We start from the raw sequence: 12,764 nt of genomic DNA, 5'->3' as shown, positions 1-12,764 counted from the left end.
CGCGCACGTTTCAAAAGCAGGCGATTTCGATCAGGGCTGATCTAATCCGCCGACCGTGGCGGCAGTTCCGTTCTTTGCAATGCACAAACGGACCGTAGGTCACTCACCCGGCGCGATCGCATTGCTGGGCGTCGGCCGATCGGTGATCTGCTGGCCGAACAGGCTGCCGATCAGTTCGACCGCGGTGCGCGCGGTGCGCCCGCGCTCATCCAGGAACGGGTTGAGCTCGACGATGTCGACCGATCCCACCACCCCGGAATCATGCAGCAGCTCCATGATCAGATGGGCTTCGCGATAGGTCGCACCTCCCGGCACCGTGGTCCCCACGCCCGGCGCCACGCAGGGATCGAGAAAATCGACATCGAAGCTGACATGCAGCACGCCGTTATTCGCCTTGACGCGCTCGATTAAGCGTCGGATCAGCACCGCCACGCCAAACTCGTCGATCTGGCGCATGTCGACGACCCTGATCCGGCGCGCGCGCATCAGCTCCTTTTCGAGCTTGTCGATGGAACGCGCGCCGAACAGATCGAGCCTGTCAGGATCAATCGAGGCGCGAGGATCATCGCCCAGGAGGCCGTCGAGGCCCGCCTCGCCGCACAGGAAGGCGGCCGACATGCCGTGCATGTTGGCCGTAATCGTCGTCTCCGGCGTGTTGTAGTCGGCATGCGCGTCGAGCCAAAGCACGAACAGCTCGCGCCCGTGCTCCCGCCAATGGCGCGCCATGGCGTTGACCGATCCCATCGACAAGGTGTGATCACCTCCCAGGAAGATCGGCAACGCACCGGTTTGCGCGATTTCATAGCCGCGACGACTGAGGATACGCGTCCAGCGCTGGATTTCACGGTAATGATTGGCGTTTGCCGGCGGCCTGTCGACGAGATCCCTGATCTCGGCCACCGAGAGATCGCCGTAATCGACGACTTCGAAATCCAGGCTTTCAAGCAGTGTTGCAAGACCAGCGGTCCGCAGCGCCGCGGGGCCCATCAAGGTGCCGCGCTGCGAGGCGCCCATGTCGATGGGCGCGCCCAGCAACGCGATGCGCCGGGCTCGATCCGTGATGGCTCGATCGGTCACGGCAATCTCCTGAGGTCAGCAAGGCTGCACCAGCGTAACAGAGATTCGCACCCGTCGTTTCACGGGGGAGCCGGAACAAATTCCCGCGCGCGGCATTTTCACTGCAAGGCCGGTACCCGCCGTTCAAAACGGCGCCTGTCGCGGATAGCCAAAGGCCCTCGGGCCCGCTGTTCAAAACGAGCGCACGCGCGGATAGCCAAAGGTGCCGGCCTCAGTTCTTCCGTCAGGTCTGGAGGTCGCGAGCTTGAGCACGGACATACCGCAGCCCAATCCCCAGCCCGGCATGGCCGAGCGCGCCATCGATGCAGCCGCCGACATATCTCATACCATCGGCGAGGTTGCTGGAGGCTTGCGTACCGCCGTCGATCGCCTCACTTACGCAATCGACGAAGCGCGAAAGCCGGGCCGGCCGCTCTCGACAGTGGCGGCGATCACGCGCGAGGCCCCCCTCGCCAGCCTGTTCGTCGCGTTCCTCTTTGGCGTGGCGATCGCGCGCCGGCGCTGACGATCAGTTCAGGCGGCGCTGACGGCTTCGAGCTCGGCCGCCAAGAATGTCTTTTCAAACGCGTCGGCAGGCATCGGGCGACCGAAGAAATAGCCCTGCCCTTCTTCGCATCCCATGCTGACCAGGAAGTCGGCGGTGGCGCGGTTCTCGATTCCTTCGGCAACAACCGTCAGGCCGAGCTGCTTGCTGAGGCCGATGGTCGAGCCGACGATGGCGGCATCGTCGGAATCGGCGAGCAGATCGGTCACAAACGAGCGGTCGATCTTGAGCCCGTCGAGTGGAAATTTCTTCAAATAGCTCAGGCTGGCATAGCCCGTCCCGAAATCGTCGAACAGAATGCGCACGCCGAGTTGCTGGATGCGCTTGAATATGTCGAGCACCCGGACCTCGTCGTGCAGCAGGATGTCCTCGGTGACCTCTATCTCGAGCAGCGAAGGAGTAAGTCCTGTCGTCCTCAGCAGCCCCGCAACGGAATGCGCGAGATCGCCGGAGTGGAGCTGCGATGGCGAGAGGTTGATTGCGACGCGGACCGCATTGCCCGACAATTCCCACGCACGCGCCTGCCGGCCGGCGGTCTCCATCACCCAGCTCGCGATCCGCTCGGACAGCGCCGAGGTGTTGACCACCGGCATGAACTCTCCGGGCGAGACGTAGCCGCGCACCGGGTGGCGCCAGCGGATCAGCGCTTCGGCTCCGACCAGGCTGCCGTCGATCAGTCGGACCTGGGGCTGATAGAACAGCTCGAACTCACCGCGGTCCGCGGCAAGCGCCAGCTCGCTCTCCAGCGTCAGCCGGCTTTCCAGCTCCTGCCGGATCGCGCTTTCGAAGATCACGTGACCTCCGCGCCGCGTCAGCTTCGCCTTGGTGAGCGCAAGATGGCCGTTGCCGAGGAGATCGTCCGCGTTCTGTCCACCGTCGGGGTAGACGGCGACACCCATGCTGATCCTAACGCGGTGCTGGCGCGCACCCGTTGCGAGCGGCGCATCGAACGCGCGCCCAATCCGCTCGGCGAACCCGGCAACAGGCTCGCCGATACCGGCGCAATCCAGCGCAATCGCAAACTCGTCACCGCTGAGCCTGGCGACAAGCGCCTTGCCGTGGACTTCGGTTCGCAGGCGCTCGGCCACTGCCCGCAGCACGAGGTCGCCGGCTGTGTGTCCGAGCATGTCGTTGATCTGCTGGAAGCCGTCGAGCCCGAGCACGAGCAATGCGACCTCGGAGGATCGCCGCTCCGCAGCGGCAATCAGACCGACGAGACCGGCGTGCAGCGTGTTGCGGTTGGCAAGTGCAGTCAGCGCATCGTATTCGGCGAGATATCTGACACGTTCGGCCTCGCGCTTACGCACCGAGATGTCACGCAAGATCGCGCCATACTGGAAGCCGTCCGTTCCCTGCCAACCCGAAAAACTCGCCTCGACCGGGAAGCTTTCGCCGTTCTTGCGTCGTCCTTCGAACTCGACGACCACGGCGCCGCCGGGAACCAGCAGCGCCTGCCGCGCGGCGTCTCGGATGGCGAAGGCCTTCGCGCCGGCTTCCGCCGGAAGCGCGCAAAGCGTTTCGAACGGGTGACCGATGATCTCGGTCGGCATATAGCCGAAGATTGCGCTTGCACCGGGATTCCAGACCGTGATCCGGTGATGCTCATCGGTGCAGACCAGACCGTCACCGAGCGACATCGCGATACGATGAAACCGGCTTTCGGCGATGCGTCCCAGAAGGCTGCGGAAGTCGATCTCATCCAGCGCGATGGCTGCCAGATAGGCGATGACCGCGATGTGGAAGAGCGAGGTGTCGATGATGAGCGGCCAACGCTGCTGCACCAGGACCGCAGTCAGTTCGATACCGGCTCCGGCTGCAACCAGGATGACGACGCGGGCACCCGGCGCAACACGGCGCCACGAATACATCATCAGCAGACAGATCACGGCAAGGCCGACAACCATGCCGACATCGGACGTCCAGCGCAGCATACGGTTCTGAAGGACCGATTCTGCCGCCAGCGCCTGCAGCACGGGCCCCGCGACGATGCGGCCATTCGGGACACTGAAGCGGTCGCCCAGTTCGAGCGCCGTGGCGCCGACGATGACCTTCTTGTCCCTGAGCTTGTCGAGTGCTGCGGCGTCACCCCGCAGCACGTCGATATAAGAAACAACCGGAATAGATCCTGCCCGAATGCTGAAGTCGATCAGGAAAGGCGGACGCCGATCGACGTTCTGCCCGGCCAAGACGACCGCCATCGACGGTATCTGCGCATCGCCGAGCTTCTCCCCGACCGGATAGCGGCGAACCAGCCCATCGGATTCAACCGCGACGTTGACGACGGCCGGCCATGACTGATTGCTGAACGGCTTGAGGGGACGATTGATGTGAGCCGCGCCGCCATTTGGCGTGGGCTGCTTGAAGGACGGCAGGATCGTCGAGCCGCCGACCGTCCGAAGCGCGGTGAGGAAAGCCTCGTCGGAGGCTGGATCCGATGGCGTGCTGAAATCGATGTCGAAAGCTATATCCTGCGCGCCGGCGGCCTCGAGCCTGTGCAGGATGTCGGCGTGCAGGGTGCGCGGCCACGGCCATACGCCGATCTGATCGATGGAGGGAGCATCGATCGCCACCACGACGACGCTGCCGGTGGCGGAACGCGACTGCCAGGCAAAGCGCAGATCGGTGAGCGCGTTACGCAGCGCGCCGTGCCATCCCGTGGACAGCACGACCGCCAGCGCGATCACGACAAGAATATGCGGCCGATAGCGTTTCACCCGATCCTCCCGCGCACCCGCTCAGACAGGTGCGCCCCCATTCCGCTAGAATATCGCCCTATTTTTTGTGGCCATTCGCGTTGCCGTTTCCATTCCCATTCCCATTCCCATTACCATTGCCGTTGCTGCCGTTACCGCCGCCGTTTCCGTTGCCGTTACCGTTGTTGCCCTTACCGTTGCCGGTGGCAGCACTGTTGCTGGCGGCATTGTCACCGTTGCCTTTGCCAGGATTGCTGTTGCCGTTGTTGCCCGACGCCGCATCGTTGGTCGACCCGGCACTCGTCGCAACATTGGTTGTTGCACCTGACGACGTCGACGAGGCGCTGGCCGCGGATCCGCTGCCGCTGACCGTGACCGCCGTGACGCTCGTACTATTGCCGTTCGTGGTCGTCGTGCTCGACTTGCCATCGCTCCACACGGTGTCCGTGCTGGCCTTCGCATTGCGCACCTGTCCTGGTGCGACGGCGCTATGGGCGAGCCCGTGCGTAACCTTGTCGAAGTTCAGCTTGACCTCGCCGAGCGAGCTCGAGATGTGCACGACGCCGGCCCTGGGCGCGTGAGCTCCACTTGCCTGATGCGAACGGGTCGGCGCGCCGGCGACCTTGGCCCCCTTCTCGATCGTGCCGAGCGCATGGATGGCATGGCCATTGGCCGCATTGCGGGGCGCGGACAAGCCCGACTTCGGCACGGGGACGCGCTCGATCGTCGATGCGCGCGGCTTGCCTTGCTCGATCGGATTGAGCGTACCAGGCCCGTCAAGCTTGAGACCGGACTTGCCGTGTTCGAAGGCGGTGGCCACCTGGCCGGGCATCACCTGGGCGATCTGGCCGGTCTTGAAATCGGACACTTCAACCTGCCCACGGAGCACGCCGACCTTGGTGCTGCCGGCGCCCACCGTGACGCTGAAATGCGTTCCCTTGACCACGGCGGCGAGATACGGCGTCTCGACCTCGAAATGCTTGACGTTGCGCTTCTCGACCTCGAGCAGGATCGAGCCCGCCTGCTGGATGATGGTGGTCGAAAGACCGTCCTTCTTCTCGGCCGGCACGCCGACCACCGAGTTGGGGGAGATCAGAATCGTCTCTTCGCCGCGGACGAGCAGGACGCGCCCGTTCCGGCCGGTGCGGATGGTATCGCCCGGCTTGAGTGTCTCTTCCTGGTTCAGCGAGACCTGATGCGCGCCGTTCGTCGCAAGCCAGACCTCACCCGATGACTTGCTGACCGACCAGACGCCGTCATCAGCAGCGGACGCACCGGACACCGTTGCCAGGACCAGCGCTGCCAGGATGGCGCACCGCATTCCAATTCGGATGAGCATGATGACCCTCAGCCTCAGTTGCTGCGAGCCTTCTGCGTATCCGAGATCACTCAAGATTAGCTTAGCGGGAACCCCGGAGTCGGGCGGCCGCATTAACGGATCATTGACCATAAAAAACTATGAAAAATCATGCGGCTACTGAATCCTTACCGGAACCAGGGGACATCTCCGTCAAACTACGGAGAGCGATCCGTGCGTGGCGCCGCCGGGCGGTATCTTGCTGCCGCATTGGTATTGTTAGGGCCGACATTTACGGGCATTCCCCAAGCATTCGCGCAGCAGGCGAACCAACCGGGATTTAATCCGCTTCAGCCGGAGAAATACTTTGAAAACCAAACCAAGCAGGAATCCCTCGGCCGCCCGCCTGTGAAGCTGCCTTCGGTCGGCCAGCCCAATACTGGCGGGGATAGCAAGCCTCAATTCGTGCTGCGCGACGTCAACGTCACCGGCGCCCGCGCCATTCCCCACGATCGCATCGCCGCAGTCTACCAGTCCTATCTCGGCAAGCAGGTCTCACAGGCCGACCTCGCGACGATCGCCGGCGCGATCAGCGATCTCTACCGGGCCCAGGGTTACCATCTGAGCCGGGCGATCGTGCCGGCGCAGGACATCGCCGACGGGCGCGTCCGGATCCAGATGATCGAAGGCTCGATCGTCGAGGCCGAGCTGAAGGGTGATGGTGCCGAACAGTTCGGCGTGAGGCCGATGCTTGGGCCGATCCTGGCCGAGCAACCATCGCGCCTGGCAACGCTCGAACGCCAACTCTACCTCGTCAACGGCTGGCCGGGCGTGCGCATCGCCGACACCGCGCTGGAAGAGATCGGCGGCGCGACCGGCCGCTTCCGCATCACCGTCTATCTGAAGACCTGGCATGTCTTCACCTCGTTCGGCTTGGATAATCTTGGCTCGTCGTCGGTCGGTCCGTGGCAGACCTACGCGACAGGCGCGTTCAACTCCTACCTCACGCCCGGTGACACGCTCGCCGTCAACCTGTCGACGATTGCCAACGACCCGCGCGAACTCGGCTTCTCGCGGCTGTCCTATGACGCCCCGGTCGGCGTCGACGGCGTTCGGCTCGGTGGATCGGTGCTGTATAGCGCGGTCAGGCCTGGGGATGCGCGGCGCATTGCCAGCGACATCACCACGACCGAGGCGTTCGAGCTGCGTGCCAGCATCATCCCGCTCCAATCCCAATCGTCCACGCTGACCCTGACTGCGGCGACGACGTTCAGCAATGTGTCGGAGTACGATCTCTACGGCCCCTGGTACAACGACCACATCAGAACCGCGAGCCTCACGGCCGACTACCGGCTGCAAGATGGCTTCGGCGGCACCAACTACGCGACGATGACGTTTCGCCAGGGCCTCGATGTCTTCGGGGCATCGCATGTCAACGACGATCTGTTGTCGCGCGACGGTGCGTCCTCGAATTTCTCGGTGCTGAACTTCTGGTTCACGCGCTACCAGACGCTCAACGACGCATGGTCGCTCAAGCTATCTGCGGCGAGCCAGACCGCGTCACGGCCGCTGTTCACCTCGCAGCAATTCTATCTCGGCGGCGCAGCCTTCGGCCGCGGCTACGGCGCGGCCGAGATCAGCGGCGACAACGGTCTTGCCGGCTCGCTCGAGCTGCGCTTCGACCAGAAGCTCAATTTCCCGTACTGGAGCGGCTACCAGCTCTACGCGTTCGGTGACGCCGGCGCCGTCTGGAACGACGGCTACCGGCTGAGCGACGGCCTGTCGCTGACATCGGCGGGTGCAGGCGTACGCTTCTTCCTGCCTCAGGATCTCCAGGCCGATTTCGGCGTGGCGGTGCCCTTGAGCTACCGCGCGCCGGACAATGAGCGGCGCAGCCCGCGCTTCCTGTTCACCCTGTCAAGTGCGTTCCGGCTCTGCCCCGAACGCGGCCGAAACGGCTGCCTTTAGCCGCGCGGCCCTTGCCTTGACGCGGCCCTTTTGCGGCTGTCCTCACAGACTTGCCTAAATTTAATCCCGCAATCTGGTCACGATCGCTCGATCCGGGCGTTTTCAATAGCCATGTTCAGTCAAAAGTGATTGAGACGGAACCCATGAAAAGGGTGTTTGCAATTCTGGCTTTTCTCTGCGTCCTCGCGGTGGGTCAGTACATTATCGTCAGTAAATTCGCGATCCGCCACGAGATGCTGTCCTTGTTTGACGCCTCGCGTCAGCGGCCGATCTCGGTCGAGATCGCGGTGCGGCGCGACTACGAGACCAAGGCCAATCTCGGTCTTTGGAAGCTTCCGGTTGCCATCATCAGCAATGGCAACACGGTCAAGGCCACCGAATATTCCTTCCTTGCCAACGTCCTTGCGGCGCGCGGCTATCTCGTCGCCAGCATCCAGCAGGACCTGCCGAGCGATCCGCCCCTGATGACCCGTGTCGGCCAGAAATATGTCGGCCGACGCGAGGTCTATATGCGCTGCGAGGCCAACATCCTCTTCGTGCTGAACACGTTGAAGGCGCGGCAGGAGAATGCCGACTACGACCACATCACGCTCGTCGGTCATTCCAACGGCGGCGACGTCTCCATGTATGTCGCGCAGCAGCATCCCGAACTGGTGTCGAAGGTGATTACGCTCGACAATCTCAGGGTGCCGTTCGTCCTCAACGACCATATGAAGATTCTGTCGTTCCGCTCCAAGGATCCGCATTTCCTGACCGACCCCGGCGTGCTGCCGACGCCGGAAGAGGCAAAGGCGCGCGGCATCGACATCATCCATACCGGTGCGCAACACACCGAGATGAGCGATCGTGGGCCCGACTCGGTCAAGGAGAAGATCCAGGCGACACTTGACCGCTTCCTGCGGGACAGCGCCAGCAGCGCGCTCGCGCCGGCCGATACCACCACCCCGATGATCATGAATCCCGGCGACTATTAGCCGGGACCCTTTGCGGCAGATCAACGCAGCTCCATGCCGGCCGGGATAAATGGCCATACAGCACCGGAGAGGCACGTGTTACACTATACCGAAAGGCTTGATGCGACGAGGCTTGACATGGAGAGCCTTGGCCTTCCCCCGGCGAGGGTGCCTGCACCCATGCGCCATTTCTATCGCTCGGCTCGCAAGCTGCTCCGCGCGATCATCGCACGTATCGACCTCTCGCAATTTCCGGGATCATGCTGCGGCTGACTAGACGGTCCGCAAGCGAATGTAGGCAGGTGATGAGATGCGCGCAGCTGCGAGACGAATTTGGCTTCTGCTAACGACAGTCGCGAGTTTGGGTATATCGCCTGTTCTGGCGGCTGATGCCAATCATGGCGCCGATCTGGCCCGGCGCTGGTGCGCAAGCTGCCATCTCGTGACGAGCAGCCAGGCTCAGGCCAACGCCGATGTGCCCTCCTTCGCATCGGTTGCGCGGAAGCCTGATTTCAGCGCAGAGAAGCTCGCGTTCTTCCTGCTTGACCCGCATCCGAAGATGCCCAACTTTCCGTTGAGCCGCACCGAGGCCGCCGACATCGCAGCCTATATCGGATCGCTGCGCCAGTAGCTGGCTGGTCGCTCCAAACCCTCAAAATGCAAATCCCTGCCGAATGAACCGACAGGGATCAGCAGAAACCACGATGGACGGCGGATGAGGTTTATCCGGTGGCCCATCATGGACCTGCATGGGAATTGAAATGCGCATCACGCCGCTGCGCAAGATCAATTTATGAGCGGTCAATCCAGATCAGGACTTGCCCTTGCCCGGCTGCATAAAGTTGCCGGTCATCTGGCGCATGTGATCGCCGGCGTTCGTGAACTGGCTCCGCAGGAACTCGGACTGGATTCTCATCGCCTCCTGAACGTCGGTCGCGTGAACCAGCTTGCGGGCATGCTCGAATGCCGCCTTCATGTTCTGCTCGGTGAAGGCGAGCGCCTGCTTGGACACGTCCGCGCCTGCGCCGGGAACCGACGACATCGATTTGGTGGCGGCATCGAAAAACATGCCGAATGCCTTCTCCGCCTGGTCGATTGTCTTCTCCGCCAGGTCGCGCAGTTCAGCTGGAACTTCGAGCTTCGGTTCGATCATGGTCGTACTCCTCCCTCTTTTTCCTGACTGATTATCACATTTGTCGCACCGCCTTCCAGCGGCGATACTTCAGCCGGGACCGCCATCTGGCGGTCTATCGCCGGCCGGGAGGGCGGCCAGAGCGTATTGCCGGCGCTCGGCCAAGCTTAGGACAAGGGATGGTCGGGGAGCGTTTCGTCGGTGACGAGATCTTCGACGAGCTTGATGACTTCAAAGCGCTGGCGGGGGGCGAGCTTGAGAAAGGCGCGCAGCAGGCGGAGGCTCTCGACCGTGCCGGTCGCGGGTGCACCGAGTTTTAGATGCAGTTCAGCCGCGAAATTGAGGTTCTTCATCTCGCACCTATGACAGGATCGGCCCTTCGGGTCGGGCGTCGGGAGGCCCGATCGAGGACCGGTTGTCGTCACCGAACGCCACGGCGACGACGAACTCTAGGTCGGAGCACCCCAGCAAGCTGGCGCGCTGAGCTGCAAATCTGAACAGACGCGGCCCGACCCGAGAAGTTGCAATTATGTCAAGGAACAACCCGTCCGGCAAGCCAAACCGTGACACTTAGCGATGCTTCGTCAGCATTCGTGCCACGGCAATTCCGGATAACAGGAATACGCGCCGCCGTCACCCACCTGCGTCAAGAAGCAGCATCAGTCACCACAAGGCCCCGATCGCTGTCAATTCGACCAACGTTTCGCGATGTTTCTGACATGCTCGGAAACTGGCAAAACGCGGATTAGCGCTTCTTCAGCGTATACACGTAATCGTTGAGCCCGATCTCGGCGGTTGTATCGTCCACGAAATGAACGTCGATCTCGCAGCCCGTCTCCAGAGTCCTGATACGGGGCCCGGCGAAGCCGAGCGAAGCGGCAAGCGCCTTCGGATCGACTTTCTTGTCGGCGCTGCGCATCTCGTCGAATGCGCCCCGGAAAAGCATGTCAGGACCATAATCCATCAACTTGTAGTGCGGTTTGGTACAGGCAAATGCACGCGGACCGGAGATTTCCCCGGTCTTGAGAGCCACTGTCTTACCCATCAGCCGCGCGCGCTCGGCATCGTCAGGCTTGCGGTGCGGATCGGCCCAAGGCGCAACCACGGCCGTCGTGAAGGTCCAGTTTCCGACAAAAAACGGATCGGCGGCCACGGCGGAGCCTACCGTGCCAAGCGATGCGAACAGACAAGCAATACGGGCGAATTTCATGCGGCAAGTCCCCCTTCACGGCTTGGACTCGTCGCCCCGCATTACGGTTCATCATGATCCGATATTTCTCGCTCCGTGAACCGTCGTTCAAGATCGTGCGACCAAGCGGTTGCGGAACGGCCACGCAGATTAAGGGCGCCATGGCTGACGAACGATTTTGATTCGGGCGCACTCAGGACCAAAGGACGACGGCATGCTTTCTCGCTGCGATCTCGTCAAGGGCGCCGCGGTTGCGCTTCTTACACTCTCGATTCAAGGCGCGTGGGCGCAGGAGACCAAAATGAACCTGTTCAAGATTGTCACCGTCAAGGACGAGATCATCATCGGGCTGTCGCCCGACGAGTTGCAGGCGCTCGGTGGCAGTGACGCAAGCGCGGTCGCGCACGCTCTGGCGCAGAAGGGCGATCTCACCGTCTGGCAGTACAACGTACATCGCGGACAGAACGGTGAAATGCAGCAGGCGCCCACGGCAAAAATCGGACTTCTGGCCAACGCCTCGCTCCGCGTCGAGCCCTACACCACGCCCTACCAGATCATGCCGCATCCGTGACGCGAGATCGCGGATGGGCCGGCGACAAAGGCCGCCGGCCCATCCTTCAGCGGTGCCGCGCTGACACATCTGTCGCAAAGCCGTAGACCAGGGCCAGCCGGTCGAGGCATTCGCGAAAACGCCGGGCGAAATAGTCGTTCCAGCGCTGGGTGCGGACGGCACGTCGCTGCCCGATCTGGTCCATGGTCAGGCCGAGCACCAGCACGTCATGCACCAGCGCGGCGCCATCGGTGCCAAGCTCGCGTTCGACCCGGTTCAGCCGCAGCACAGCCTGGCGCTGACGCTCGGTCAGCGGCTCGCGAGAGCGCGTGCCGTCGACATATTCGCGGGTCGGATCCATGGCCTGCGGGCCCCGTTCTGCCCTCTCCCAGTCGTTCTGGTAGGCGCGCCCTCCTCGATATTGTGCCTCATCGATCTGGCGATGCGAGTGGAGCCGGCCGAGCGGATCATTGCGGATCGATCGAATGGTCATGATCTTCTCGTCGGAATCAAGCGCGAGGGGATTATCGACCTCTGCCTCCGTGACCTCGGCATTGAACGGCAGGACGTGCGAGCGCCGGTCGTGAAGTTCGGTCAATCTGTAGGACTTGTTACGTCTGGCACGAGCCACTCGGAAACTCCTTGCGAATTGACATGAAAAGGGACAGTCACGCGCGAGTCAGGCGGCGGAGACGAGCCTCAGCACGACGGCAGCAGCCGTATGGGCCGCACCGGGACCGCGAGTAAGGCGCACATGCGGCGCGCAATAGCTTGAGCCGGGTTGACGTGGGTGGCCGCAGAAGCCGATCTCCTCCCCCTCCTTGTCGCCGCCATACGGGTAGCGGCAATCGGCTCGTTCGAGCTCGTTCAGCGTGACCAGGCGCGGCCGCACGCCGACGCAGCGCAGTTTGACCGGAGTGGCCGGCTTCAGGGCCGATGGCGGCGGCAGGTTCAGGCCCGGTGGCGTGACACGAGGCGGTGTGAGCGGAGCAGACCCGCCCGGCAAGGACGGCACGATCGACGGACTTATGATTCGTTCGGGCGTGCTGAGCCCGAGCCCGATCCGCTTGGCGCGACCGATCACTGCGTTGCGCGTGTAAGCCGTTCCAAACCTTGCGTTAATCTGTCTTCCGATCTCCGCATATGACAGTCCTTTGAGGAAATAGTCGCGAAGCGCGTCGGAATGCTCCGACGACCAATGGCCCGGTTCCATGCTGCTATCCTGTGATGCACTTCCGACCTCATGATCCGGAAGCGAAACACACTTTCCGTTATTCCGAAGGCCAAGTCAAGCCGTAATTCTGATATTCATAATTGCATTAATTCCGAATTTCGGACTACAAGGGGCAGAGCCATGGGCA

13 protein-coding genes are annotated in these 12,764 nt (G+C 62.7%); 5 read left to right on the top strand and 8 right to left on the bottom strand.

Features of this window, described 5'->3' with window-relative positions; genetic code table 11:
• Positions 1-99 precede the first annotated feature (99 nt).
• A complete protein-coding gene (gene rocF, locus XI06_RS32135; protein WP_271607218.1) occupies positions 100-1,077 on the bottom strand; it encodes an arginase in 978 nt (325 codons plus the stop codon).
• A 244-nt stretch (positions 1,078-1,321) separates the two neighbouring features.
• Between rocF and XI06_RS32130 the strand changes: the two genes are divergently transcribed.
• Positions 1,322-1,582 carry a hypothetical protein gene (locus tag XI06_RS32130; RefSeq protein WP_237864677.1) on the top strand — a complete coding sequence of 87 codons (261 nt, stop codon included), beginning with the start codon at positions 1,322-1,324 and terminating at the stop codon, positions 1,580-1,582.
• An 8-nt stretch (positions 1,583-1,590) separates the two neighbouring features.
• Here XI06_RS32130 and XI06_RS32125 read toward each other — a convergent pair whose 3' ends face one another.
• Both XI06_RS32125 and XI06_RS32120 read right to left on the bottom strand, forming a co-directional pair.
• Positions 1,591-4,335, bottom strand: a complete 2,745-nt coding sequence (locus XI06_RS32125; protein WP_237872938.1) for an EAL domain-containing protein — start codon at positions 4,333-4,335, stop codon at positions 1,591-1,593.
• Between the two features lie 58 nt (positions 4,336-4,393).
• The gene (locus XI06_RS32120; RefSeq protein WP_271607217.1) at positions 4,394-5,653 is read right to left on the bottom strand and encodes a FecR family protein; all 1,260 of its coding nucleotides are present in this window, start codon (positions 5,651-5,653) and stop codon (positions 4,394-4,396) included.
• Positions 5,654-5,782: 129 nt separating this feature from the next.
• Between XI06_RS32120 and XI06_RS32115 the strand changes: the two genes are divergently transcribed.
• The 3 genes from XI06_RS32115 to XI06_RS32105 all read left to right on the top strand — a co-directional run bounded on the left by XI06_RS32115 (position 5,783) and on the right by XI06_RS32105 (position 9,163).
• Positions 5,783-7,579 (top strand): ShlB/FhaC/HecB family hemolysin secretion/activation protein, encoded by a 1,797-nt coding sequence (locus XI06_RS32115; protein WP_271607216.1) that lies wholly within the window; start codon positions 5,783-5,785, stop codon positions 7,577-7,579.
• 143 nt (positions 7,580-7,722) lie between these two features.
• Positions 7,723-8,553 carry an alpha/beta fold hydrolase gene (locus XI06_RS32110; RefSeq protein WP_237864680.1) on the top strand — a complete coding sequence of 277 codons (831 nt, stop codon included), beginning with the start codon at positions 7,723-7,725 and terminating at the stop codon, positions 8,551-8,553.
• Positions 8,554-8,842: 289 nt separating this feature from the next.
• Positions 8,843-9,163 carry a c-type cytochrome gene (locus XI06_RS32105; protein ID WP_271607215.1) on the top strand — a complete coding sequence of 107 codons (321 nt, stop codon included), beginning with the start codon at positions 8,843-8,845 and terminating at the stop codon, positions 9,161-9,163.
• Positions 9,164-9,343: 180 nt separating this feature from the next.
• On the opposite strand, the gene XI06_RS32100 is transcribed toward XI06_RS32105, so the two are convergent.
• The 3 genes from XI06_RS32100 to XI06_RS32090 all read right to left on the bottom strand — a co-directional run bounded on the left by XI06_RS32100 (position 9,344) and on the right by XI06_RS32090 (position 10,874).
• On the bottom strand, positions 9,344-9,685 hold the full coding sequence (locus XI06_RS32100) for a phasin (RefSeq protein ID WP_212328811.1): 342 nt from the start codon (positions 9,683-9,685) through the stop codon (positions 9,344-9,346).
• A 146-nt stretch (positions 9,686-9,831) separates the two neighbouring features.
• Positions 9,832-10,017, bottom strand: a complete 186-nt coding sequence (locus XI06_RS32095; protein WP_128950591.1) for a hypothetical protein — start codon at positions 10,015-10,017, stop codon at positions 9,832-9,834.
• 392 nt (positions 10,018-10,409) lie between these two features.
• Positions 10,410-10,874 (bottom strand): hypothetical protein, encoded by a 465-nt coding sequence (locus tag XI06_RS32090; RefSeq protein ID WP_271607214.1) that lies wholly within the window; start codon positions 10,872-10,874, stop codon positions 10,410-10,412.
• Positions 10,875-11,067: 193 nt separating this feature from the next.
• Between XI06_RS32090 and XI06_RS32085 the strand changes: the two genes are divergently transcribed.
• Positions 11,068-11,424 (top strand): hypothetical protein, encoded by a 357-nt coding sequence (locus XI06_RS32085; RefSeq protein WP_237864683.1) that lies wholly within the window; start codon positions 11,068-11,070, stop codon positions 11,422-11,424.
• Between the two features lie 46 nt (positions 11,425-11,470).
• On the opposite strand, the gene XI06_RS32080 is transcribed toward XI06_RS32085, so the two are convergent.
• On the bottom strand, positions 11,471-12,034 hold the full coding sequence (locus tag XI06_RS32080) for a hypothetical protein (RefSeq protein WP_271607213.1): 564 nt from the start codon (positions 12,032-12,034) through the stop codon (positions 11,471-11,473).
• A gap of 48 nt (positions 12,035-12,082) precedes the next feature.
• The gene (locus XI06_RS32075; protein ID WP_271607212.1) at positions 12,083-12,616 is read right to left on the bottom strand and encodes a GcrA family cell cycle regulator; all 534 of its coding nucleotides are present in this window, start codon (positions 12,614-12,616) and stop codon (positions 12,083-12,085) included.
• Between the last annotated feature and the right edge of the window lie 148 nt (positions 12,617-12,764).

It is taken from the genome of Bradyrhizobium sp. CCBAU 11434 (assembly GCF_028128895.1).
Classification (GTDB): Bacteria; Pseudomonadota; Alphaproteobacteria; order Rhizobiales; family Xanthobacteraceae; genus Bradyrhizobium; species Bradyrhizobium zhengyangense.
This window is presented reverse-complemented; position numbering and strand designations above follow the sequence as displayed.

Bases quoted from the DNA above. Each gene is read 5' to 3' on its own strand.
- XI06_RS32120 (WP_271607217.1), bottom strand. From the start codon at position 5,653: ATGCTCATCCGAATTGGAATGCGGTGCGCCATCCTGGCAGCGCTGGTC.
- XI06_RS32115 (WP_271607216.1), top strand. From the start codon at position 5,783: ATGCGGCTACTGAATCCTTACCGGAACCAGGGGACATCTCCGTCAAAC.
- XI06_RS32110 (WP_237864680.1), top strand. From the start codon at position 7,723: ATGAAAAGGGTGTTTGCAATTCTGGCTTTTCTCTGCGTCCTCGCGGTG.
- XI06_RS32105 (WP_271607215.1), top strand. From the start codon at position 8,843: ATGCGCGCAGCTGCGAGACGAATTTGGCTTCTGCTAACGACAGTCGCG.
- XI06_RS32100 (WP_212328811.1), bottom strand. From the start codon at position 9,685: ATGATCGAACCGAAGCTCGAAGTTCCAGCTGAACTGCGCGACCTGGCG.
- XI06_RS32095 (WP_128950591.1), bottom strand. From the start codon at position 10,017: ATGAAGAACCTCAATTTCGCGGCTGAACTGCATCTAAAACTCGGTGCA.
- XI06_RS32090 (WP_271607214.1), bottom strand. From the start codon at position 10,874: ATGAAATTCGCCCGTATTGCTTGTCTGTTCGCATCGCTTGGCACGGTA.
- XI06_RS32085 (WP_237864683.1), top strand. From the start codon at position 11,068: ATGCTTTCTCGCTGCGATCTCGTCAAGGGCGCCGCGGTTGCGCTTCTT.
- XI06_RS32075 (WP_271607212.1), bottom strand. From the start codon at position 12,616: ATGGAACCGGGCCATTGGTCGTCGGAGCATTCCGACGCGCTTCGCGAC.